This is a genomic window from Microbacterium sp. RU1D, assembly GCF_900156435.1.
Taxonomy (GTDB): Bacteria; Actinomycetota; Actinomycetes; order Actinomycetales; family Microbacteriaceae; genus Microbacterium.
On the sequence record NZ_FTPQ01000001.1, the window covers coordinates 1,213,786 to 1,236,665 of the forward strand.

The following is a 22,880-nucleotide window of genomic DNA, read 5'->3' on the forward strand; positions in this document are numbered from 1 at the left end:
CAGGACCCCCCGTGAAGACAAGCCACCTCCGTGGCGGCGCACTGGCGGTGATCGGAGCCCTCGCGGCCTCCCTCGCCGTCGCCAGTCCCGCCGTCGCCGCCCAAGCCCGCACTCTCCACGTCTCGCCGGATGGCTCCGGCTCCGTCTGCTCCCCCGGCAAACCGTGCGACCTGCGGACGGCGAAGGAACGCGTCCGCGAGCTCGTCGCCGACGGACGCCCCGATGTCGTCGTCGAGCTCGCCGACGGCGAGTACCGGATCGACGAGCCGCTGCAGTTCCGCCCGGAAGACGCCGGCGGTGACAGCGGTTCTGTGCGCTGGACCGCTGCTGCCGGCGCCCACCCCGTGATCTCGGGCGCCGACCGGGTGTCGGGATGGCGCGTGCACGACGGTGACGCCGGCATCTGGGTGGCCGACACCCCGCAGGGCGTCGACACACGCCAGCTCTACGTCAACGGCGTGTACGCCCAGCGCGCGCAGCGCCAGGTCGCCGGGGCCGATCTCGCGCTGGACGAGTCCGGGATCACGCTGAAGAACCCCGACCTCGCGTTCCTCAATGACGTGCCGCAGCCCGACCGCATCGAGTTCGAGGCGAAGGGCGACTTCACCTATCGGTACTCGCCGGTGGCGAGCATCGCGAACTCGAAGCTGACGATGGTCCAGCCGGCGTGGGAGAACAACACGTGGGGATGGGACACCCCGCAGTTCGCCCTCCTCGGCGGCTCCACCTACTGGCTGTCGAACTCCCTGGCGTTCATCGACCAGATGAACGAGTGGTACATCGACCCCGACGGCGGGAAGCTCTACTACAAGCCCGGCGCAGGGGTGGACCCGAACACCCTCGACATCGAACTCCCGCGGGTGGAGGTGCTCTTGAGCATCGGCGGCACGTACGACCAGCCGGTGAAGAACCTGGCGTTCGAGGGCATCACGTTCACGGGCACGTCGTGGCTCGGACCGAGCACCGACGGCTACGCCACGCAGCAGAACGGCTCCTACATCAAGGGCCACTACGACTACCGACCGGCCGATGCCTTCACCAGCTGCTCGCGCGGATGCGAACAGTTCGAGCGCGCGCGGACCGGCTGGTACCAGCAACCGGCCGCGGTGCAGGTTTCCGCGGCATCCGGTGTCCGATTCGAGAACAACCTGTTCGTCGGGCTCGGATCGTCGGCGCTCGGGATCGGCAATGACACCAACGCCGCACTCAGCGGCGTCGGTCTCGGGGCGCAGAACATCGACGTCATCGGCAACCGCTTCACCGAGGTGGGCGGCCACGGGGTGTTCGTGGGCGGCAACCGTCCCGAGGCGCATCACCCCGAGGACGAGCGCATGATCAATCGCGACATCACGGTCGAGCAGAACACCGTGACCCGCGCCGCCGTGGAGTACAAGGACAATTCCGGCATCCTGAGCACTTACGTGACCAACGCGCGCATCCAGAACAATGAGGTCGCCAACGTCGCCTACGACGGCATCGACACCGGCTACGGCTGGGGCATGAACGATGCCGGCGGGTCGGGGGAGTACACCAACCGCGGGTACTACAACTGGAACACCCGCTACGAGACCCCCACGACGCTGAAGGACAACCTCGTCGCCGGGAACCTCGTGCACAACACCAAGTCGCAGTTCGCCGACGGCGGCTCGATCTACAACCTGTCGGCCAGCCCCGGGTCGGTGACCGAGCGGAATTACCTCTACAACGTGTCGGGCGTCGGGCTTTACCTCGACGAGGGCACGCGCGCGACGACCTACCGGCAGAACGTGCTGCAGGGGACCAACCCGTGGGTGTTCACGAATGCCTACAACGCCACGAACACCAGCGACAACCTCATCACGCAGAACTGGTACAACTCCGGCGGCACCCAGACGCCGAACCTCGAGGCGAACCGCAATCAGCTCGTCGACAACGTGCAGGTGTCGGGACTGAATTGGCCGGATGCCGCACGCCAGGTCATCTGCGAGGCCGGGGTCGCTCCCGAGCGGCGGACGGCGCTGAACGCCACCCTGTTCACCGAGGACGCCGCCTGCGGCAACACGGGCGAGCAGGTGGGCGCGCCGTTCACGACCACGGCGGCGTCGGCCGCGAGTTCGCACTTCGCTCAGTCGGACGGCCATTTCGCCATTCGTGCGCAGGGCGCGGACGTGTGGGGTGGGGGCGGTCAGCGTGACGACGCGTACGGCTCCATCTTCCAGAAGGACGCCGTGAACGCCGACTCCCGCGTGTCCGCGCGCGTCGACACCGTCGGCGACGCGAACGCCTGGGCGAAGTCGGGCGTGATGATCCGCAACGACATCGATCAGCCGGGGGCGTCCGCCGGGTACGCGCTCGTGGCCGTCACCCCGCGCAACGGAGTCGTCTTCCACTGGGACGCCGACGGCGACGGGTACGTCGAGAGTTCGGCCGCGGCGAACGTCGACACGTTCCGCCCGGTGTGGGTCAAGCTCGACCGCGACGGAGATCAGGTCAGCGCCTGGTATTCGTTCGACGGGACCAACTACGCGCAGATCGGCTCCGCGGCTACGCTCACGGGCGCAGCGCCGGTACAGGATGCCGGGATCTTCTCGTCATCGCACGACGTGAGCCGTTCGGCGCTCAACGTGTTCAGCGACCTGCGCCTCGACCGCGATGACGTAAAGCCGACGGCGACGCTCGTCTCGCCGACCGAGGCGGGCCCGTCGCGCACGCTCGATCTCCGGGTCGACGCGACCGACGACCGGGGTCTGTCGCAGATCGTGGCCAACGTCTACCAGGGCGGCACGCTCGTGCGCAGCACGCAGACGACGCTCGCGAACGGGGAGCGCGAGGCCACGCACACGGCGTCGGTCGGGCTGCCCGATGGGGATTACCAGGTGAAGTACAACGCGCACGACCGTGCGGGTAACGTCTCGGCGACCGGCGCGTTCGCCTTCACGATCGACGCGACCCCGCCGACGGTGACGGTGAAAGACGGACAGAACTTCACCGTCGCCACGGGGGACTCGTACGACCGGGTGAGCTTCAAGCTGTACGACGCCGGTCGGATCGACCGGGTCGAGCTCAACGGCGTCGTGAAAGACCTCACGAACGCGCCGTGGTCGGATGTGAACTTCGTGACGCCGGGCGTATTCGGGGCCGTCCGCGGAGAGAACACGCTCGTCGTGATCGACATCGCCGGCAACAGCCAGTCGACGGCGTTCACGTTGAACTGACGAACGACCGTGCACCCTCGTTCTGCGGAGCGAGGGGGCACGGTCCTGGCCGGAGGCGGTTCAGCGCACGACGGGGTCGCCGTCTCCCGCTGCGAGGAGTTCCAGCTGACGGCGGTGCGGCAGGCTCTCCCAATCGCCGCGGCCGAGGCAGGCGAACGCTCCCGCCGCCACGGCTGTGTCGACGCGGCTCTCGAGGGGGGCGCCCTTCAGGTGCTCAGCGAGGTAGCCGGCTACGAAGGCGTCGCCCGCGCCGACCGTGTCGACGGGATGGATCGGCCAGGCAGGTCGTTCGAGGAGTCGTCCCTCGGCGCGAACCGTGGCACCTTCGGCGCCGCGCTTGAGCGCCACGGTCGAGGGGCCCAGGGCTGCGATCGCGTCGACGAGGTCGTCATCGGACATCTCGCCGACGATGAGTGCCGCCTCCTCTCGCCCCGCGAACACCAGGTCCGACTGTGCGGCGAGCCGCCGGTAGACCGGGCGTGCATCGCGACCGCGCCAGAGGGACGGTCGGTGGTTGACGTCGAACGACACGGTCGCGCCGACCGAGCGGGCGGCCGACACCGCCGCATCGATGGTTTCGGACGCAGATGCCGACAGGGCGGGGGTGATCCCGGTCACGTGCAGCACCGTCGAGGAGGTGAGCATGGAGAGGTCGAGGTCGTCGGAGCGCAGTCGGCTCCCGGCGCTGCGCTCGCGCCAATACTGCACGGCGACGCGTCCGGGAGCGATCTCGGTCTTCATCATCGAGCCGGTCGAGCCCTCTGCGTCGACGGTGACGTGGAGGTCGACGCCCTCTGCGCGCAGTTCCCTGAGGATCCGTCGCCCCGCGACATCGTCACCCACACGTCCCATCCACACCGCGCGGCCACCGAGGCGCACCACCCCGACGGCCACGTTGCTCTCGGCGCCGCCGAATGACAAGCGGTAGTCCGAGGCGTTCTCGCCCTCGGTCGGGTCCGCTGGGCGGAACAGCGCCATGGTCTCGCCGAGCGTGACGACCGCGGCGCTCACGTCGCCGCCCGCAGCTGCATGGCGGCCCGGCTCCGCTCGCTCACGCGGGACAGGTCTCCCTCGGCGATCTCGGCCCGCGGGGCCAGCCAACTTCCGCTCACCGACGGCACCGCGGGGCGCGCGAAGTATTCACCCGCGTTGTGCGGACCGACGCCGCCGCTCGGCACGAATCCGGTGCCGGCGAAGACTGCGGCGAGAGCATCGACCGCCGCCGGCCCGCCGAGGAGGTCCGCCGGGAAGAGCTTCACCGCAGACAGGCCGGCGCGCCGCGCGCGCTGCACCTCGGTGGCAGAGGCCACGCCGGGCAGCACCTCGAGGCCCCGCGTGCGCGCGCGGTCGACGACGTCGTCGTCGAACCCGGGGCTGACGACGAACGCCGCGCCCGCGTCGGCGACATGGTCGACCTGTGCGACCTCGAGCACCGTGCCAGCGCCCACGACGAACCCCGGCGGTGCGTCTGCGACCATCGCCGCCAGCACCTCCAGAGCCCGCGGCGTCCGCAGTGTGATCTCAGCGCACTCGACGCCGCCGTCGTGCAGGGCGTGAGCGAGGTCGGCCGCGAGCTCGGGGCGGTCGCACACGATCACCGGAACGATGGGGAAGGGTTCGAGCCACCCGTTCATCGGCCGAGCCACCCGCCGTCGACGGGCAGCACGATGCCGTTCACATAATCCGAGGCGGCGGATGCCAGGAACACCGTCGCCCCGGCGAGATCCGAGCTCTCGCCCCACCGCCCCGCCGGGATCCGCTCGAGGATGCTGCGCGAACGGTCGGCGTCTCCGCGCAGGGGCGCGGTGTTGTCGGTGGCGATGTACCCGGGGGCGATCGCGTTGACGTTGACTCCCAGAGCGGCCCACTCATTGGAAAGGGCTTTGGTGAGTCCCGCGATCCCCGATTTCGCCGCGGCGTAGCCGGGCACGTTGATGCCGCCCTGGAAGCTCAGGAGTGAGGCGGTGAAGACGACCTTGCCCGACCCGCGCTCGAGCATCCCCGCCGCGACGGCCTGGGTCAGCAGGAACGGGCTCGTCAGATCGACCTCGACGACGCGCTCCCACAGGGCGGTGGGGTGCTCGACCGCCGGCGCCCGCTCGATGGTGCCGGCGTTGTTGACGAGGATGTCGATCCGACGCCCGCGCAGGTCATCGATGAGCGCGAGCACGGCGGTCCGGTCGGAGAAGTCGCACGCGAACGACGTGAACTCCCGCCCGCGGTTGCGCACGGCTGTCGCGATGGTGCTGTCGGGCTCGGCATCCTTCGTGCTGACGGCGATGATGTCGGCACCCGCGTCGGCGAGAGCGGATGCCATCGCCAGGCCTATACCGCGGCTCGCGCCCGTCACCAGAGCGGTGCGGCCGATGAGGTCGAACAGCCTGGCGCTCACTGGTCGCCTCCGACCGCGACGAGCAGCTTCAGGGCCTGGCCGGCCTCGAGCGCGGCGAACGCGTCACCAGTCTTCTCCAGCGGAACGACATCGGTGATCAGCGTGTCCGTCGGGATGGCGCCACCCGCGAGCAGCTCGACGGCGGTTTCAAAATCGCGGCGCTGATAGACACGCGCCCCGAGGAGGCGCAGCTCGCGCCAGAAGACGCGCTGCAGGTCGATCTCGCGCGGCTGCGAATGGATGGCGACCACGACGACGGTGCCGCGGACCTTCGCCAGCGCGGTCATTCCACGGACGGCTGCGGCGGCTCCGGACACCTCGAAGACGACGTCCGCGCCGGCACCGCCCGTCCATTCCTCCACCCAGGCGGTCTGGTCGGTCGCGCGAGGGTCGAGCGTGCGGAAGCCGAGGTCCTCGATCGTGCCTCGGCGACCGGCATCCGGCTCGATGACGACGACGTCCGCTCCGGTGTGCCGTGCGACGCTCGCGATGAGGACGCCGATGGGGCCGCCGCCGATGACGACCGCCGTGTCTCCCGCGGCGAGCTCAGAGCGACGCACGTCGTGGACGGCGACGGCGACCGGCTCGACGAGCGCTCCCTCGCGCAGGTCGAGGTCGTCGGGCAGACGTACGACGGTGGAGCCCGGAACGTTCCACAGCTCCTGCAGCGCGCCGGGGGAGTCGATGCCGATGAAGTCGAGGTTCTGGCAGATGTGTTCGTTGCCGGCGCGGCAGGCGGGGCACGTGCCGTCCCAGTCCAACGGCATCACGGTGACGCGGTCTCCCGGCATCCATTCGTCCACCCCGTCGCCGACGGCGGCGATCACGCCGCTCATCTCATGACCGAAGACGAGCGGTCGCTCGACGCGGGCATCCATGTCGCCGTGGAAGACGTGGAGGTCGGTGCCGCACAGGCCGGTGTACGCCACGCGGATCTGGACCTGTCCCGCGGGGGGAGCCTCCGTGGGGATGTCCACGGGGTCGACGGTCCGAGCCGAGGTGTAGTGAAGTGCGCGCACGATGAGTCCTCTCCAGTGAGAGCGGATGAGGTCGACATCCGCCCCCTCACTGTACGAGGGTTTTCCTCATAGGTCACATGTATGATCTAATGAGTTCACGCCGCACCGCGGTGAGTCGTCAACGACGTCGACCATGTGAGGACTGGAAATGGCAACACAGCACCGTCGCTTCATCCGTTTCGCCCGATTCGGAGCCCTGGCCCTGGCGGGGGCGACCGCTTTGGCTCTCAGCGCCTGCAGCTCTGACGCCGGCGGTGGAGACACCTCCCTGGGCTTCGCGCAAGCGGAGCAGGAGGCAGGCAGCCCGATCACGGTGTGGGTGGATGCCACCCGCGAACCGATCATCGACGCCTTCAAGGCGGCGCACCCCGACATCCAGATCAACGCCGAGACCTACGACGGCAACGCCAGCGGATCGGCGAGCCTCCAGACGCGCATCGCGTTGTTCGATCAGGCCGGTGAAGGATGGCCCGACGTGGTGTTCTCGACGCAGAACAACGACGCGTCGTGGGCCTCGAAGGAGTCCAACGGTCAGCAGGCGTTCGCCGCTCCTGTGAACGAGGGGTGGTTCGACGAGGACTTCCTCGCCGGGTTCACCCCCGGATCGTTGGATCCGCTCACCATCGACGGCACCACCTACGGTCTGCGCAACGACCTCGCGCAGGTCGTGTTCTGGTACGACCAGAGCCTCTTCGACCAGTTCGGCTACGAGGTGCCCACCACGTGGGAAGAGTACGAGCAGCTGAGCGACCGCGTCGCCCAGGAGCACCCCGGATACCTGCTGGGCTCGGTCGGTGACGGCTTCCTCGGGTCGTACGTCTACTACTGGGGTGCGCAGGCGCCGATCTTCCAGCTCGATGGCAACGACTTCACGTCTGACTTCGGAGCCGAGAACGCGCAGAAGATGACCGACCTGCTCGACCACATGGTGGCGAACGAGACGCTGTCGACGGCTTCGGTCTTCGGATCCGACTTCATTCAGCAGGCGCAGGGCAAGGTCCTCGGCATGCCGGGGCCCGTATGGTTCACGGGCGCGCTGTTCCAGAACCCGGACAGCCTGAATGTCCCCGCCGGTCAGCTCGGAGCCGGCACTCCGCTGCACTGGGAGGGTGAAGACATCGGAACCGGCAACGTCGGTGGTGGCACGTGGCTCGCATCCAGTCATTCCAAGAATCTGGATGCCGCCAAGACCTTCATGGAGTTCGCGACGAGCTCGGACGAGTACCAGGTCGACCTCGCACCCGGGTACCCGGCGTATGCCGAGGCCGGCGAGAAGTGGATCGCCCAGCAGGCAGCTGACGGCTACTTCGTCGGCGACTTCGAGAAGAACGTGATCGACGCCGGCGGCCAGGTGTGGAGCGGATGGGGGTTCCCGAGCTTCAGCGCCGAGACCGCCTACAGCAAGGTCGTTCTGCCGGCGCTCGCCGCGGGCAAGTCCATCGGCGACGTCACCGCTGACTGGCAGGCCGAGATCCTGAACGAAGCTCAAGTTCAGGGCTACAACGTCGCTCGCTGATCCGCCCGCTCCTCCACGAAAGGCCAGGCCATCGTCACCTCAACGATGACGCCCCTCTCCGCCGGCGCTGAAACGCGCCGGCGGGGAGGCCAGCAACGGCGTCGAAACCCGAACCGTTCCCAATCGGCGATGGCGTACGCCTTCAGCTCGGGGTACGGCATCCTGCTGCTGTTGTTCGGCCTCGGTCCGGCGCTGTACGCGGTCTATCTCGCGTTCACCAAAGCCGGGAGCTTCGCGGGCTTCGACAACTTCGCTCGCGTCTTCGGCGACTACCGCTTCTGGCCCGCGGTCCAGCACGTCTCGGCGTACCTGGTGATCTGGCTGATCTTCCAAATCGTCTTCGTCGTGCTGCTCGCGCTGATCGTGCACAATTTCGCGTCGCGATGGCTCTCCACGTCGGTGCGGTTCGTCTATTACATCCCCGGGGCGCTCGCGGGCGCATCCAGCGTCCTGCTGTGGCTGTTCCTGCTTGACCCCAGCGTGAGCCCGGTGTCCGGCATCCTGCGAGGGCTCGGCTTCGACTCCTTCGTGGCCACCGTCTCGCTGGACAACCTGCCCGTGATCTTCACCATCGTGTCGTTCTGGACGGGTGCGGGGCAGTGGATCGTCATCATGTACGGCGCTCTCAACAACATCAGCCCCGAGATCATGGAGGCGTCGCGCATCGACGGCGCCGGCCCCGTTCAGACGGCGTGGTACATCCAGCTGCCCCTCCTGCGGAAGTGGATCTCGTACATGGTCGTGATGTCGATTGCCGCGGGAAGCCAACTCTTCGTCGAGCCCCGCGTGCTCTCTCAGGCGAGTAAAGGCGTCGTGCCGCAGGACTACTCACTCAACCAGCTCGCCTACCTCTACGCCTTCCGGCAGAACGACTTCAACGGTTCGGCCGCGATCTCCCTCATCCTTCTGGCCGTCGCCCTGATCCTGGCTGCCTTCTTCGTCTTCCGAGGAGGACTCTTTGAGCGCGACTGAAACCGCCACCCTGCTGCGCGCCGACGAGCGGGCCCTTGCCGCCCGCACGCGTCGTCGGCGGATGACGCCCGGCGAATGGCTCGGCCGAGCGTTCGTCGTCGTGGTCGCCCTGTTCTTCGTCGTCTTCTTCCTGCTGCCCCTCGCGTGGCTGCTGCTGGCCCCGACCAAGACCCCGCGGGAACTATTGGTGAACGGTCCGTTCGACTTCGGGGCGTTCTCGACGCTGGCCGAGAACTGGAACGCCCTGATGGCCTTCCAGAACGGCATCGTGTGGACATGGCTCGGCAACGCCGCCCTGTACACCGGTGGCGCGCTCGTCCTGACGCTGCTCCTGACGATCCCCGCCGGCTACGCGCTCGCTATGATCGACTTCCGGCTCCGACAGACGCTGCTGGCGGTGACCCTCGTGGTCATGCTCATCCCGAGTACCGCCCTCGTGCTGCCGACCTTCCTCGAGCTGAGCGCCGTGCGGCTGATCGGTAATCCGCTGGCCGTCATCCTGCCCTTCTCGTTCTTCCCGTTCGGCGTGTACCTGACGTACATCTACTTCTCGACGAGCATCTCGAAGGACCTTCTGGATGCCGCCCGCATAGACGGCGCGGGGGAGTGGCGAGTCTTCTGGCGCGTGGCCATGCCACTGGCGACGCCGGTCATCGCGCTCGTCGGCTTCTTCAACGTCGTGGGCAATTGGAACAACTACTTCCTGCCGTTCGTCATGGTCCCGGGGCGTCGCGCGCCGATCCAGGTCGGCCTCGCCGAGCTGCTCTCGAACGTGCCGCTGTTCAACCCGACGTCCGCGGGTTCGGTCACCATCGAGCTCCCGGTGCTCGCGCTGGCGACCCTGGTCTCGGTTCTCCCCGTGCTGCTGATCTTCCTGTTCTCGCAGCGGTTCCTCGTCACCGGCATGACCGCCGGCGGGACGAAGGAGTGAGCGTGCTGCGGGTGGGGATGGTCTGCCGGATGGTGCCCGAGAAGCGCGAGGAGTACCTCGCGCTGCACCGTGCAGTGTGGCCGGGCGTCGAGCAGACGCTGCGCGACGGGAACATCCGCAACTTCACGATCTTCGTGCGCGGCGACGTGCTGTTCGGCTCCTACGAGTACGTGGGTGACGATCTCGCCGCCGACGACGCCAAGATGGCCGCCGACCCCGTGACGCAGGAGTGGTGGGCACGGACCGGACCGTGCCAGGTGCCGTTCGACGACGACGGATCGGAGCCGAACTGGCAGATCATGACCGAGGCCTGGCACCTCGACTGACACATGATTCCGCCGGCGCTCAGCGCTCGCGCGCGGTGGGGAAACGGCGCCGCCGCCAGGCGTCGAGGATGTGCGCCCGCATCGCGGCCTCGGCTTCGACGGGGTCGCCCGCGGCGATGGCGTCGTGCACGCGTCGGTGCTCCTCGAGGGTGAGGTGGAATGCATCGGTCGACTGGTTGCCGACGAAGCGGGCCGACTGGCGCGCACGCGTGAACAGGATCTTCGTGATGCTGCTGGCCAGTTCGTTGCCGGACAGCGTCATCACGAGGAAGTGGAAGTCGAGGTCGGCGTCCGGGAAGACCTCGGGGTCCTCGACCGATTCCTCCATGCGCGCGAGGGATGCCGTGACCTGGGCGATCTGCTCGGGTGTGCCGTGCTGAGCGGTCGCCGCCGACATCGACCCCTCGAGGGCGGCGCGGATCACCGAGATCTCGTCGAGCACGCCGAGCGACGAATCATTCTCCAGCAGGACGGCGAGGACCACCGGGTCGAGGACGTTCCACGAGGTCTTGGGCTGCACGGTCGTGCCGCGTCCCGGGGCCACGCTGATGAGCCCCTTCTCCTCGACCCGCTTCACCGATTCGCGGATGACGGTCCGGCTGACGGCGAAGTGCTGAGCCAGCTTCTCTTCGGGGGGCAGCGTGTCGCCCGGGGGGACGTCGCCCTTCACGATCGCTTCCACCAGGTCGTGCACCACGGCGACCCCGAGTCGGGCGGTCGGCGTGCGCGGCGACGAGCTGCGCAGGGCCGACCCGATGCCGGTGGGGACGCTCTCCTCACTCATGCGGTCAGCCTAGTCGCGCGCGATCTCGCCATCGGGTCGCTCGTGCCGGTCGGCCTCAGGGACGAGTCGGAGTCCCGCGCGGTCGGGGCGCACGTGCGGGCCCGCGCCCACGAGCCAGCTCGCGCCCCGGTCGCCACCCTCGGCGATGAGGGCCTCGTCGACGCTCACTCCGTGCCCGGGAGTGTCGCCGAGGACGATTCCGCCGTCGGCGAAGTGCTGGTCGATGTGCAGACCGAAGGGGGCGCCCAGGTCCTGCACTTCGGCGCTGAGGTGATTGGGGACCGCGATCGCGGCGTGGGCGACGGCTTGATTGGCGGTCACGCCGACGGGGCTGATCGGCAGATCGCGTCCGTGGGCGAGGATCGCGACGCGAAGGAAGTGCGTCACGCCCCACGTGCACCCCACCTGCACGACATCGACACCCCCGGCATCCATGATCGGACGGAACTGCTCGAGACCGGTGAGATTCTCGCCCGTGGCGACGGCGGCGCGGATGCTGCGCGACAGGCGCGCATGCCCCTCGGCATCCCATCGGCGAAGCGGCTCTTCGACCCAGGTGAGGTCGATCTCGCGCTCGAGTTCGCTGACGTACCGGACGGCTTGCTTGAGATTCCACGATTCGTTCGCGTCGAACATGACCGCGGGCCGACGGGAGTTGCGACCCATGGCGTCGCGCACGATGTGCAGGCGGCGGCGGTCGGCGTCGAGGTCGCGGCCGCCCTTGAGCTTGCCGCTACTGAAGCCGAGGTCAGCCATCTGGGCGTAGAACGCGGCGAGTTCCTCGTCGGAAAGGGCGATGTCGAGGCCCGAGGCGTATCCGGTGACGAAGCGGTCGCGGGCGCCGAGCAGTCGCCAGAGTGGTTCGCCCGCGGCCTTTGCCTTGATGTCCCACAGCGCCATGTCGAAGGCGCCGATGCTGCCGAAGGTCGCGCCGGCGTGCCCGGCTTTGAACACGCGGGCCAGCATGCGGTCGTAGAGGGCGGTCACCGCGCGGGGGTCCTGACCGTCGATGGCCGGGAAGAGCCGTGCCAGATCGGCGACGTGGCCGGTCCCGACACCGGTGATACCCGCGTCCGTGTCGACGAGAACCACGGCTTCTTCGGTGATGCCCGACGCGATGTGCCCGTTCACGTCGCCGATGGGGCGTCCCCATTCGCGGAACGTGCGGAGCACGCGGTAACCGGTGACCTTCATATCGCCCTTGACTTCCTGCTGGATGGGGCTCGAGGCGAGCCCACAAAGAACATACATCATATGTTAGTGTTCAAACGGAGTAACCGACAGGCCGGGCTCCCCGACGGAGGCGAAGATGCAGACGCGATCAACGGCGAGGACGCCGGTCCTGACCGAGATCGGTTTCGGTGGGGCGCAGATCGGCAACCTCTCCCGCGAAGTCGACGACGCCACGACGCGCGGCGCGGTCGACGCGGCCTGGGATGCCGGCATCCGGTACTTCGACACGGCTCCGCACTACGGACTCGGGCTTTCGGAGCGTCGTCTCGGGGCGGCGCTGCGCGATCGCCCGCGCGACGAGTACGTGCTGTCGACGAAGGTGGGACGCCTGCTCATCGGCTCACCGGGAACCGCCGACCGCCGGGACGACGACGGGTTCGCCGTCCCCGCCACGGTCGTGCGGCGGTGGGACTTCTCACGCGACGGCATCCTGCGCTCGGTCGAGGAGAGTCTGACGCGCCTCGGCCTGGATCGCATCGATATCGCGTATCTGCATGATCCCGACGCGCACTGGGATGCCGCCTCGACCACCGGCGTCGGCGCGCTCATCGAGCTACGCGACCAGGGCGTCGTGTCGGCGATCGGCGCGGGCATGAATCAGGCGGGGATGCTCGCCGACTTCGTCGAGCGGTGCGACGTCGACATCGTGATGGTTGCCGGTCGATACACACTCATCGATGACGCGGCGGCGGATCGTCTGCTGCCCCTCGCGGTCGAACGGGGCGTCGGCGTGGTAGCGGCGGCCGTTTACAACTCGGGGCTGCTCAGCGTCCCCCGCCCGGCACGGGGCGCGAGCTACGACTACACGAGCGCACCCGACGAATTGATCGAACGCGCGAACCGGATCGCGGACATCTGCGAGCGCTACGGCGTGGACTTGCCGTCCGCCGCGCTGGCGTACCCCCTGCAACGTGCGGAAGTGGTTTCGGTCGTCGTGGGTGTGCGAACGCGGGCGCAGGCCGAATCGACGCTGCAGCGCTATCTCGCCACGGCGCCGGACGAGATGTGGCGAGAGCTCTCCGCGGCGGGACTCGTCGCGGCATGACGCGTGCGCGGCGGGCGCACGCGACGACCCGACGGAAGGACGCTGACGCATGAGATTCGCCCGACGAGGAGTCGATGGCTCCGAACGACTGATCGTCGAGATCGACGGCGAGGCGTACATCGTCCCCGCCGAACTCGGTGATCTGAACGGTCGCTTCCACGAAAATGGCGGGCTGGAACGCCTGGCGGGGATGGATGCCTCGACTTTCAGCCCGTACGACCTGACCGGCGACGAGCGGTGGGCGGCGCCGATCGCCACGCCCGGCAAGATCGTGTGCGTGGGGCTCAACTACCGCGACCATGCGGCCGAGACCGGCGCCGATATCCCGGCGGAACCCGTCGTGTTCATGAAGGATCCGTCGACCGTCACGGGGCCGTTCGACGACGTCCTCATCCCGCGCGGCTCGGTGAAGACAGATTGGGAGGTCGAGCTCGGCGTCGTCATCGGTCGCACTGCGCGCTACCTCGATTCGGTGGAGAGCGCCGCCGATTGCATCGCGGGGTACGTCCTTTCGCACGACGTGAGCGAGCGCGAGTTCCAGCTGGAGCGCGGAGGTCAGTGGGACAAAGGCAAGAGCTGCGAGACGTTCAACCCGTGCGGACCGTGGTTCGTCCCGGCATCCGCGATCGGAGATCCGCAGGCACTGCGGCTCTGGGCGAGCGTCAACGACGAGATGCGTCAGGACGGCACGACCGCCGACATGGTCTTCTCCGTGCATGAGATCGTGCGGTATCTGTCGCAGTTCATGGTGCTGCGCCCGGGAGACCTGATCAACACCGGAACCCCGGCCGGGGTGGGTCTCGGGATGCCGTCACCCGTCTACCTCCGCGAGGGCGACGTCGTGGAGCTCGGGATCGACGGTCTCGGCACCGCCCGCCAGCGGATGGTGCAGGCATGACCGGCGGGCCGCTCGATGGACTCGTTGCCGTGGTCACCGGAGCGGGGTCGGGCATCGGCCTCGCGACCGCCGAGCTGCTGCGCGATCGCGGCGCCGAGGTGTGGTGCCTCGATGCGGCGGAGGGCGATGCCGCGCCCGGCATCCATCGCCTTCGGTGCGACGTTCGCGACGGCGCGTCGGTCGCCGCCGCGGTGGCCCAGGTGGCGGCCTCGCGCGGGCGGATCGATGTGCTGGTGAACAACGCCGGTATCAGCGCCGTCGGCACCGTCGAGGCATTCGACGACGCCGAGTGGGCGCGCGTGCTCGACGTCAACGTCGTCGGCATGGCGCGCATGAGCGCCGCGTGCCTGCCGTGGCTACGACGGTCGGAGCATGCGGCGATCGTGAACGTGTGCTCGATCGCGGCGCTGAACGGTCTTCCCGAGCGCGCCCTGTACTCGGCATCCAAGGGAGCCGTCTACGCGCTGACGCTGGCCATGGCCACCGATCACGTGCGCGAGGGCATCCGAGTGAACGCCGTGAGTCCCGGAACCGTCGAGACACCGTTCGTCACGCGGATGCTTCAGGGCTTCGCCGACCCGGTTTCCGAACGTCGAGCCCTCGAGGCGCGCCAGGCGACGCGCCGCCTGGTGCAGCCGGACGAGGTAGCCCGGGCGGTCGCCTATCTCGTCGACCCGGATGCCACGTCGACGACGGGCACGATCCTCGACGTCGACGGCGGCGTCACTCGGCTGCGCGTGCGGGCCGAGGCATGATCGACGCCCACGTCCACCTCTGGGATCCCGCGGTGCTGACCTACCAGTGGCTCGAGGGGTCGGAGCTGCGGCGCCCGATGCTGCCTGCGGAATTCGACCGCGGGGGCGTAGGGGTCGAGGGCGCGGTCTTCGTACAGGCCGCGGACGGGCCGTCCGATCCCGTGGTCGAAGCACGGTGGGTCGACGCCCTCGACTGGCCGGAGCTGCTGGCGATCGTGGCGGATGCGGATCTCGGGGCCCGTGCCGTAGACCAGCATCTCGAGGCCCTCGCGGCGATTCCCCGCGTGGCCGGGGTGCGGCATCTGCTGCAGGATCTGACGGTTGACACCTTCCCGACGCTCGCGCCGGGGCTCGCGGCACTCGCCGCCCGCGGCGGCACGTTCGACGCCTGCCTCCGCCACGCGCAACTGCCGGCGCTGATCGAGCTGCTGCGCGAGGCGCCCGAGCTGACCGTCGTGGTCGACCACGTCGCGAAGCCGCCCATGGGTGAGGGCATCGACAGTGCTGCAGGGGCGGCGTGGGCTCGTTCGCTGGCGCTCCTCGCTGAGCGGCCTCGAACCTTCGTGAAGCTTTCAGGCCTCACCGGCGAAGCGCGAGACACCACGGAGGTGAAGCGCAACGCACCCGCCTTCCTCGCCCACGCCGTCGAGGTCTTCGGCCCCGAGCGGTCGATGATCGCCAGCGACTGGCCCGTGAGCTCGTACTTCGGCGCCGGCGGGTCGTTCGCTGATTGGGTGGAGATGGTGCGGGACGTGGTTCCGGCGGAGGGCTGGGACGAGGTCGCGGAGGGGGCGGTCCGGCGGGCTTACCTGCCGGGCGGCGCGCCGGCGCTCGCGAGAGGCGTGTAGCGCGCGGGTATGCGATCGCGGTCCCCGTATTCCACGAGGTCGCGTGAGGGGCCGACACACGCCTAAGAGGGGCCGTCGAGCGGGGTGTCTCGGACACTCGGTCGGGTTCCGCGCGCCCCGCCCTACTCCGGCAGGCGTGCCCGAAGCCGCCGCGTCACCTCGGCGGCCGGCATGCGGCGGGGGAAGGCCGCGACGATGAGGTCGTCGCCTGCGGCGTCGTCGCCGTCGGCGTGCACGCCGTAGCGACGCAGCACGTCGTCGAGCGCGCGACGCAAGACGGATGCCGGAACCCGGGCGCCGCGCATGAGCCGGCGCAGCACGTGGTTGTGCACGGCCGTGACGAGGGCGGCGAAGCCGACGGCATCCAGCGGGTCGAGGCCAGGGAGGGCCTCGCGGAGGTATTCGTCGAAGAGGCGTTCGTAGCGGAACACCGTGACGATCTCGCGGTCGCGCAGGTCGGGGATTTCGCGCACGATCACGTAGCGGCGACGGGCGAGCTCGGGGTCGGCCGCGAAGTGGCGGAACACCCGCACCGACGCCTCGCACACCGCGGCCCACGGGTCGTCGTGCGGCTGCGACAGCCAGGCGCGCGTCTCGGCGAGCAGCACCTCGTGGTCGGCGAAGACGACGTCTTCCTTGCCGCCGAACTGCCGGAAGAACGTCGAGCGCGACACGCCCGCCGCCTGCGCGATCTGCTCGACCGAGGTCTGGTCGTAGCCGTGCTGCACGAAGAGGTCGATGGCGGCGGCGACCACGGCCGTGCGGCTGGGCGGGGCAGGGGCGTCGCTCACACGGGAAGCCTAGCGGCGGGGCGGCATCCTCCTCGCGCTCGTCGAGCCCGATGGTGCGGCGGAATCCCGGGCCCGTAGTCGATCCCGCGTCGTCGGGCAACCGGATGCCGGACCGACACCGCCCGCGGTGGGATGGAACCCATGTCGACCTCTCTCTGGCATCGCGATCCGTCGTCCATCGACGGCACCCCGTTCGAGTCCGGCGCGCGCCACGACGTCGTGATCGTCGGCGCCGGCGTCACGGGTCTGTCGACCGCCGTCATGCTGGCCGAGGCCGGCGTCGACGTCGCGGTGGTCGACGCCGGAGCCGTGGGTGAGGGTGCCACCGGCACCGCGGTCGGCATGGCATCCCTGCTGCAGGGGACGACCCTCGCGTCGCTGCGCAAGCATCACCCGGCCGGGCTCGTGCGGGCCTACGTCGACGCGAATCGCGCGGGCCTGGACTGGCTGGCCGAGCGCGCCGCCGACGCCGCCGACCGCCGCACCGCCTTCACGTTCGGGCGGGGGATCGCCGCCGATCCCGCCCTCGACGCCGTACGCGACGCGGCACGGGAGGCCGGTCTCACCCTGCGCGAAGACGCTCCCGCCGATCTCGGCGGCCGCACCCCGGTGCGCGCCCTCGCTCTCGACGATCAGCTGGCCCTGGACCCCGTGATGCTGGCACGAACGCTCGCTCGCACCGCGGTGGACGTGGGTGCGACCCTGCACACCGGCGTGCGCGTCACCGACGTGCACGCGCTCCCGACCGGTCGCATCGAGACCGATCACGGCGCCCTCTTCGGCGACACGGTGGTGCTGGCGACCGGAACCCCCATCACCCGCCGTGGCCTGTACGACCTCAAGACCCGCGCCCTGCGGTCGTGGGCGATCGCTTTCGAGCTCGAGGGGGATGCCGAGGCCCCCGGCGGCATGTGGAGCGAGGTCGGCGCCGACGGACGCAGCGTGCTGGCGGCGCCACCGTCGCTCGGGCGTCCCGCGCTCATCGTGACCGGGGCGCGGCATCCGGTCGGGTCGGCGTCGTCGGAGGTCGCGCTCGCCGAGGGGCTCGCCGCGTGGGCGCGCCGCTCGCTCCCCGTGGGCGCCGAGATCGCCCGCTGGTCGGGGCAGGACTACCAGTCGCACAACCTCGTGCCGTTCGTGGGAGGGATGCCGCGCGGCCTCGGCCGCCTGCGCTTCGCCACCGGCTACGCGGGGTGGGGGCTCACGAACGCCCCGGCGGCGGCGATGCGGCTGACCGCCGAGATCCGCGGTGTCTCGCGCAGCGACCGTCCCGAGTGGATGCGGACGATCGGCACGCGGCTCACGGTGCCCGCCGACCTCGGCCGGGGGATCGGGGAGGCCGCACGGCGTGCTCGCGTCGCCGCGTCGGCACTCGCCGGGGCCGTTCCCGCACCGACGAAGAGGCCCGCCGAGGGCGCCGGACTCGTGGCCCGTCAGGGGCTGCGCACCGCCGCCGTGTCGACGATCGACGGGCGCACGCGCGCCGTCACCGCGCCGGCTCCGCTGACGTGGAACGACGCCGAACGCACGTGGGACAGCCCGGTCGACGGGTCACGTTACGCGCCCGACGGCACGCGGGTGGAGGGTGCCGCGTCGGCCGATCTGGGCGCGTCCGTTCGCGGCTGAAGACGATTCTGGGCGAGCACGACTCCGGCGAATCGGTCGTTCGTACGCGGGATCGACCCGTTCGGCCGCCGTCTGCAGGAGTTGTGCCGACGCGGCGGTCAGCTCTTCGCGCCGGTGAGCGCGAGCGCGCCGCCGAGGCCGATCATCATGACGCCGCCGGTTCCCGACAGCGCCGAGAGGCGCTTCGGTGAGCGGGCGAACCACGTGCGGGCGGTGCCGGCGGCCAGGGCCCAGGTGCTGTCGCAGATGAGCGCGAGCACCTGGAAGATGAGGCCGAGCACGAGCAGTTGCGACCACACCGCTCCCGCGTGCGGGTCGACGAATTGCGGCAGCACGGCGACGAAGAACGCGATGGTCTTCGGGTTGGTCACGCCGACGACGAAGCCCTGCCGCAGCAGCGTCCACCGTGATCGCGCAGCCGGGCGGACCGCCGACAGGTGCGCGTGGCGATGGCGGATGGCCTGGATGCCGAGCCACACGAGGTAGATCGCGCCCACGATCTTCAGCACGGTGAAGGCCACGATCGAAGAGGCGACGATCGCGCCGACCCCGAAAGCCGTCGCCAGGATCGCCGGGATGTTGCCGATCGCGTTGCCGACGACGCTGAGCACGCCCGCGCGGCGGCCGAGGGCGATGGACCGACCGATCACGAACAGCACACCCGGCCCCGGGATGACGATGAGCACGAGCGACGCCAGGACGAACGCGGGCAGGGTGGCGAGCGGAGGCACGCGTGAAGCGTACTGCTCCTGCGCATCGCGGACGTGGCATCCCCACCTCTCGCCCGCGCCCGCGCCCGCGGGAGGCGCGTGAGGAGTCAAGAACTGTCGCTTCCGCGGTCGCCAGGCGACAATTCCTGACCCCTCACGCGCGGAGCACGCGCGGGCGCGCACTACGCCGGCACGGACTCGCGCGCCAGCAGCTCGGTGATCCGGCCGACGCAGCCGCCGCAGCCGGTGCCGGCGCGGGTCATGGCCTTCACGCACCCCACCGTCGGCTCCCCGGCGGCGGCGGCCTCGCGGATCGCCCCCGCGCTCACGCCGTTGCACCAGCACACGGTCGCGTCGGCCGCGAAAGGGTCGGCGACCGCGGCCATGCCGGCGTCGGGCGCGTCGAGCCGCAGGAGCGAGGACCGATCCGCGGGGAGTTCCGATCCCCGCTCGAACAGCAGTGTGAGTTCGGCGCCGGTGCGCGGCATCCCGACGGCGACGAAACCGGTGAGCACTCCCTCGACGGTGACGAGCTTGACGTAGGCGCCGCGGGCCGGATCGGCCCAGATCGTGACCTGGGGGCCGTGGCATCCGGGGGCGTGCGCGAAGGGGTCGGCGTCGACGGCGCCACCGGCGACCACGTCGATGCCCTCGGCCTTGAGCATGACGACGCCCGGGCGCTCCGCGGCGATGGCGGCGGGGCCTCCGTCGGCTGCACGCACCCGCGCGGCGGGGGCGGTGGATGCCGCGACCTCGGCCTCGCGACTCAGCAGCCCCGCGAGGCGATCGGCCTGTCGCCACCCCGGTCCGATGAGGCCGCTCGGACCTCCCGCGACGCGTCCGTCGGGTGCCGCATCCGCAGGGTCGGCGACGTGGGCGCAGTCGCCGATGGCGAAGACGTTCGGGTCGGTCCACGAGCGCGAGGCGCCGTCGACGAGCACGCCCGCTGAGACGGCGAGCCCCGCCATCGCGGCGATCTCGGTGCGCGCGCCCACCCCGCACGACAGCACGAGCAGGTCGCCGGAAAGCACGCGTCCGTCGGCGCAGACCAGGCCGTCGAACCACGCCTGGCCGTGGTCGTCGTAGCGGTGCACGATGCTCTCGGCCCGCGCGTGGTGCATCATCTCGACGCCCGCGGCGACGGCGGCGGCGGCGAGCACGCGCCCGCCGTTCTCGTCGAGCGTGCGGTTCATCGGGGCGGCGGAGTGGTACGCCACCACCACCTCGGCGCCCGCCTCGGCCGCAGCGAGGGCGAGTTCCATACCCAGAACGCCCGCGCCGAGGACGACGATCCGCCGACCGGCCGTGACCGCCGCGCGCACCACCTCGGCGTCGGCGAGATCGCGCAGCGCGACCACCCCGCGCGGCAGATCCCCCTCGACACCCGAAGAACGCGGCACCCCACCCAGCGTCGGCACGTTCGCGCGCGCCCCCGTCGCCAGCACGAGTCGCTCGTAGGGCAGACGGATGCCATCCGCCAGGCGCACCGAGCGCAGCGCGCGGTCGACGCCGGCCACGGCGGTGCCGAGCACGAACCGCACCCCCGCGTCCTCGGCGACGCGCCGGTCGCCGAGGTCGAGCCCGACGCGGTCCATGCGCCCGACGGCATACTCGGCGATCAGCACGCGGTTGTAGGCGTCGTGCGGTTCGGCGCCGACGACCGTCAGGTCGATGGAGCCGTTGCGCACCGCGGGCAGCAGCCCCTCGACGAGCCGTGCTCCGACGGGTCCGTATCCGATCAGAACCACCCGCTCAGGCATGCGCGCCCTCCTCGATCGACAGGCGCACGCGCGTGCGCTTGAACTCCGGCATCGCCGAGGTGGGATCGACCACGGCCTCGGTGAGCCGGTTGGCGCACTCGTCACCCGCGTAGTGGAAGGGCAGGAAGACGGTGTCGTGGCGGATGTCGGAGGTCACCGTCGCCCGCGCCCGCACGGTTCCGCGCTCGTTCGACACGGCGACGAGCTCCCCTTCCCGGATGCCGAGGCTCGACGCCGTCGCCGGATGGATCTCGAGCCGCGCCTCCGGGCGGGCCGCGTTGAGCTCGCCGACGCGACGGGTCTGCGTGCCGGACTGGTACTGCTGCAGGTACCGGCCGGTGACGAGGGTCAGCTCACCGCTGCGGTCGCTGGGCGTCGGGGGAGTGGCATCCACCGGCACGAGACGGGCGCGGCCGTCGGCGTGAGCGAAACGCTCGGTGAACGGACGCGGCGTGCTCGCCGTGCGATACGGCCAATACGCCTCGACGCCGGTGTCGAGCAGGGCGTGCGAGAGGCCGGAGTAGTCGGCGATGCCGCCCTCCGACGCGCGGGCGAGCTCGTCGAACACCTCGCTCGCATCGGTCGGCCAGGTGGATGCCGCGCCCACGCGCCGCGCGATCTGGGCGAGGATCCACAACTCGCTGCGGGCGCCGTCGGGCGGGGTCACGGCGCGGCGGCGGCGGATCACCCGACCCTCGAGCGAGGTCATCGTGCCCTCCTCTTCGGCCCACTGCAGAACGGGCAGCACGATGTCGGCGAGCTCCGCGGTCTCGCTGAGGAAGAAGTCGCAGACGATGAGGGTGTCGAGGGCTGCGAGCCGCGAACGCACGGCGTCCACGTCGGGAGCCGAGACGACGACGTTCGAGCCCGCGACCAGCAGCGTCTTCACCGGCCCACCCAGTTCGCCGAGCAGCGCGGTCGCGGGGATGCCGGCATCCGGCAGGTCATCGGCATCCACGCCCCACACCCCGGCGACATGGCGGCGGGCTTCGGGGTCGCGGATGGAGCGGTAGCCGGGCAGCTGGTCGGCCTTCTGGCCGTGTTCGCGGCCGCCCTGGCCGTTGCCCTGTCCGGTGAGGGTGCCGTAGCCCGAGCCGTCGCGGCCGACGAGACCGAGCACGAGAGCGAGGTTGATCGCGGCGGTCGCGGTGGCGGTGCCGTCGACGTGCTGTTCGACGCCGCGTCCGGTGAGGATGTACGCGCGTCCGGCGGCGAGGCGGCGAGCGGTCGCCCGCAGCAGCGCGACCGGAACGCCGGTGGTCGCCGACGTGCGCTCGGGCCACCACGCCGAGACCGACCGTCGCACGGCGTCGAAGCCGGTCGTGCGTTCCTCTATATAGGTGCGGTCGACGAGGCCCTCGGCGATGACGACGTGCGTGAGCCCCAGCAGCAGCGGCAGGTCGGTGCCCGGCGCGGGCTGCAGGTGGGTGCCGGCGCCGTCCTCGGTGAGGCGCGCGGTGGCCGAGTGGCGCGGGTCGACGACGATGAGGCCGCCCGCGGCGCGAGCTCCGGCCAGGTGGGCGAGGAATGGCGGCATGGTCGCGGCGACGTTCGAGCCGAGCAGCAGGATCGTCTGGGCGTCGTCGAGGTCGGCGACGGGGAAGGGCAGGCCGCGGTCCATGCCGAATGCCCGGTTGGATGCCGCCGCCGCCGACGACATGCAGAACCGGCCGTTGTAGTCGATGCGCGAGGTGCCGAGGGCGACGCGGGCGAACTTGCCGAGCTGGTAGGCCTTCTCGTTGGTGAGTCCGCCGCCGCCGAAGATGGCGTTGGCGTCGGGTCCGTGGTCTTGCCGCGTCGACCGGAAAGCCTCGGCGACCCGGTCGAGCGCGTGGTCCCAGGTGGTCTCGGCGAGGGTTCCGTCGGATCGCCGGACCAGTGGCATCCGGAGCCGGTGGGGGGATGCCAGGAGCTCCGCCGACGTCCAGCCCTTGGCGCAGAGGCCTCCCCGGTTGGTGGGGAAGTCGCGGCCGGTGACCGCCGACTCTCCGCCGTTCGTGACGGGGTCGTGCAGGACGGTCATCGCGCACTGCAGCGCGCAGTAGGGGCAGTGGGTGTCGGCGGAGCTCATGGGGTGGTG

Annotated in this window: 20 protein-coding genes; 10 read left to right on the top strand and 10 right to left on the bottom strand. The window is 70.3% G+C overall.

The window, feature by feature from the left end:
- The first annotated feature begins 11 nt into the window (after positions 1–11).
- Complete coding sequence (locus B0B15_RS05560) at positions 12–3,194, top strand: hypothetical protein (protein WP_076673943.1); 3,183 nt, start codon at positions 12–14, stop codon at positions 3,192–3,194.
- Positions 3,195–3,254: 60 nt separating this feature from the next.
- On the opposite strand, the gene B0B15_RS05565 is transcribed toward B0B15_RS05560, so the two are convergent.
- The 4 genes from B0B15_RS05565 to B0B15_RS05580 are packed head-to-tail and all read right to left on the bottom strand — an operon-like array spanning position 3,255 to position 6,563.
- Entirely contained in the window at positions 3,255–4,205 is a 951-nt protein-coding gene (locus B0B15_RS05565; RefSeq protein WP_076673945.1) for a sugar kinase, read from the bottom strand.
- Positions 4,202–4,828 (bottom strand): bifunctional 4-hydroxy-2-oxoglutarate aldolase/2-dehydro-3-deoxy-phosphogluconate aldolase, encoded by a 627-nt coding sequence (locus tag B0B15_RS05570; protein ID WP_076673947.1) that lies wholly within the window; start codon positions 4,826–4,828, stop codon positions 4,202–4,204. Before B0B15_RS05570 ends, B0B15_RS05565 begins: the two co-directional genes overlap by 4 nt.
- The gene (locus B0B15_RS05575) at positions 4,825–5,586 is read right to left on the bottom strand and encodes an SDR family oxidoreductase (RefSeq protein WP_218123541.1); all 762 of its coding nucleotides are present in this window, start codon (positions 5,584–5,586) and stop codon (positions 4,825–4,827) included. The genes B0B15_RS05570 and B0B15_RS05575 overlap by 4 nt, the downstream gene beginning before the upstream one ends.
- A complete protein-coding gene (locus B0B15_RS05580) occupies positions 5,583–6,563 on the bottom strand; it encodes a zinc-dependent alcohol dehydrogenase (protein ID WP_256714465.1) in 981 nt (326 codons plus the stop codon). Before B0B15_RS05580 ends, B0B15_RS05575 begins: the two co-directional genes overlap by 4 nt.
- 190 nt (positions 6,564–6,753) lie before the next feature.
- Between B0B15_RS05580 and B0B15_RS05585 the strand changes: the two genes are divergently transcribed.
- From B0B15_RS05585 to B0B15_RS05600, 4 genes are all read left to right on the top strand, one after another.
- Positions 6,754–8,121, top strand: a complete 1,368-nt coding sequence (locus tag B0B15_RS05585) for an ABC transporter substrate-binding protein (RefSeq protein WP_076673951.1) — start codon at positions 6,754–6,756, stop codon at positions 8,119–8,121.
- Between the two features lie 129 nt (positions 8,122–8,250).
- A complete protein-coding gene (locus B0B15_RS05590; protein ID WP_256334185.1) occupies positions 8,251–9,093 on the top strand; it encodes a carbohydrate ABC transporter permease in 843 nt (280 codons plus the stop codon).
- A complete protein-coding gene (locus B0B15_RS05595) occupies positions 9,080–10,024 on the top strand; it encodes a carbohydrate ABC transporter permease (RefSeq protein WP_256334186.1) in 945 nt (314 codons plus the stop codon). Before B0B15_RS05590 ends, B0B15_RS05595 begins: the two co-directional genes overlap by 14 nt.
- A gap of 2 nt (positions 10,025–10,026) precedes the next feature.
- A complete protein-coding gene (locus B0B15_RS05600; RefSeq protein WP_256334187.1) occupies positions 10,027–10,350 on the top strand; it encodes an L-rhamnose mutarotase in 324 nt (107 codons plus the stop codon).
- 19 nt (positions 10,351–10,369) lie between these two features.
- Here B0B15_RS05600 and B0B15_RS05605 read toward each other — a convergent pair whose 3' ends face one another.
- Positions 10,370–11,134, bottom strand: a complete 765-nt coding sequence (locus B0B15_RS05605) for a FadR/GntR family transcriptional regulator (protein WP_083708878.1) — start codon at positions 11,132–11,134, stop codon at positions 10,370–10,372.
- Positions 11,135–11,143: 9 nt separating this feature from the next.
- Positions 11,144–12,385 (bottom strand): mandelate racemase/muconate lactonizing enzyme family protein, encoded by a 1,242-nt coding sequence (locus tag B0B15_RS05610; RefSeq protein ID WP_256334188.1) that lies wholly within the window; start codon positions 12,383–12,385, stop codon positions 11,144–11,146.
- A gap of 58 nt (positions 12,386–12,443) precedes the next feature.
- Here B0B15_RS05610 and B0B15_RS05615 point away from each other — a divergent pair, with 58 nt between their 5' ends.
- The 4 genes from B0B15_RS05615 to B0B15_RS05630 are packed head-to-tail and all read left to right on the top strand — an operon-like array spanning position 12,444 to position 15,913.
- Positions 12,444–13,412: an aldo/keto reductase gene (locus B0B15_RS05615; protein ID WP_076673959.1), complete on the top strand. Its 969-nt coding sequence runs from the start codon at positions 12,444–12,446 to the stop codon at positions 13,410–13,412.
- 49 nt (positions 13,413–13,461) lie between these two features.
- Positions 13,462–14,310, top strand: a complete 849-nt coding sequence (locus B0B15_RS05620) for a fumarylacetoacetate hydrolase family protein (RefSeq protein WP_076673961.1) — start codon at positions 13,462–13,464, stop codon at positions 14,308–14,310.
- On the top strand, positions 14,307–15,065 hold the full coding sequence (locus tag B0B15_RS05625; protein ID WP_076673963.1) for an SDR family NAD(P)-dependent oxidoreductase: 759 nt from the start codon (positions 14,307–14,309) through the stop codon (positions 15,063–15,065). The genes B0B15_RS05620 and B0B15_RS05625 overlap by 4 nt, the downstream gene beginning before the upstream one ends.
- The gene (locus B0B15_RS05630) at positions 15,062–15,913 is read left to right on the top strand and encodes an amidohydrolase family protein (RefSeq protein ID WP_076673965.1); all 852 of its coding nucleotides are present in this window, start codon (positions 15,062–15,064) and stop codon (positions 15,911–15,913) included. The genes B0B15_RS05625 and B0B15_RS05630 overlap by 4 nt, the downstream gene beginning before the upstream one ends.
- A gap of 122 nt (positions 15,914–16,035) precedes the next feature.
- Here B0B15_RS05630 and B0B15_RS05635 read toward each other — a convergent pair whose 3' ends face one another.
- The gene (locus B0B15_RS05635) at positions 16,036–16,704 is read right to left on the bottom strand and encodes a TetR/AcrR family transcriptional regulator (protein ID WP_076673967.1); all 669 of its coding nucleotides are present in this window, start codon (positions 16,702–16,704) and stop codon (positions 16,036–16,038) included.
- A gap of 141 nt (positions 16,705–16,845) precedes the next feature.
- Between B0B15_RS05635 and B0B15_RS05640 the strand changes: the two genes are divergently transcribed.
- Entirely contained in the window at positions 16,846–18,330 is a 1,485-nt protein-coding gene (locus B0B15_RS05640) for an FAD-dependent oxidoreductase (RefSeq protein WP_091366334.1), read from the top strand.
- Between the two features lie 98 nt (positions 18,331–18,428).
- Here the strand turns inward: B0B15_RS05640 and B0B15_RS05645 are convergent, their stop codons facing one another.
- The 3 genes from B0B15_RS05645 to B0B15_RS05655 form a co-directional block, all read right to left on the bottom strand.
- Positions 18,429–19,061, bottom strand: coding sequence for a LysE family translocator (locus tag B0B15_RS05645; protein ID WP_076673972.1), 633 nt, complete (start codon positions 19,059–19,061; stop codon positions 18,429–18,431).
- A gap of 161 nt (positions 19,062–19,222) precedes the next feature.
- Positions 19,223–20,800: an FAD-dependent oxidoreductase gene (locus B0B15_RS05650; RefSeq protein WP_076673974.1), complete on the bottom strand. Its 1,578-nt coding sequence runs from the start codon at positions 20,798–20,800 to the stop codon at positions 19,223–19,225.
- Entirely contained in the window at positions 20,793–22,871 is a 2,079-nt protein-coding gene (locus B0B15_RS05655; RefSeq protein ID WP_076675210.1) for a molybdopterin oxidoreductase family protein, read from the bottom strand. Before B0B15_RS05655 ends, B0B15_RS05650 begins: the two co-directional genes overlap by 8 nt.
- Positions 22,872–22,880 lie beyond the last annotated feature (9 nt).

Bases quoted from the DNA above. Each gene is read 5' to 3' on its own strand.
- B0B15_RS05570 (WP_076673947.1), bottom strand. From the start codon at position 4,828: ATGAACGGGTGGCTCGAACCCTTCCCCATCGTTCCGGTGATCGTGTGC.
- B0B15_RS05585 (WP_076673951.1), top strand. From the start codon at position 6,754: ATGGCAACACAGCACCGTCGCTTCATCCGTTTCGCCCGATTCGGAGCC.
- B0B15_RS05590 (WP_256334185.1), top strand. From the start codon at position 8,251: ATGGCGTACGCCTTCAGCTCGGGGTACGGCATCCTGCTGCTGTTGTTC.
- B0B15_RS05605 (WP_083708878.1), bottom strand. From the start codon at position 11,134: ATGAGTGAGGAGAGCGTCCCCACCGGCATCGGGTCGGCCCTGCGCAGC.
- B0B15_RS05610 (WP_256334188.1), bottom strand. From the start codon at position 12,385: ATGTATGTTCTTTGTGGGCTCGCCTCGAGCCCCATCCAGCAGGAAGTC.
- B0B15_RS05615 (WP_076673959.1), top strand. From the start codon at position 12,444: ATGCAGACGCGATCAACGGCGAGGACGCCGGTCCTGACCGAGATCGGT.
- B0B15_RS05620 (WP_076673961.1), top strand. From the start codon at position 13,462: ATGAGATTCGCCCGACGAGGAGTCGATGGCTCCGAACGACTGATCGTC.
- B0B15_RS05625 (WP_076673963.1), top strand. From the start codon at position 14,307: ATGACCGGCGGGCCGCTCGATGGACTCGTTGCCGTGGTCACCGGAGCG.
- B0B15_RS05630 (WP_076673965.1), top strand. From the start codon at position 15,062: ATGATCGACGCCCACGTCCACCTCTGGGATCCCGCGGTGCTGACCTAC.
- B0B15_RS05640 (WP_091366334.1), top strand. From the start codon at position 16,846: ATGTCGACCTCTCTCTGGCATCGCGATCCGTCGTCCATCGACGGCACC.
- B0B15_RS05650 (WP_076673974.1), bottom strand. From the start codon at position 20,800: ATGCCTGAGCGGGTGGTTCTGATCGGATACGGACCCGTCGGAGCACGG.
- B0B15_RS05655 (WP_076675210.1), bottom strand. From the start codon at position 22,871: ATGAGCTCCGCCGACACCCACTGCCCCTACTGCGCGCTGCAGTGCGCG.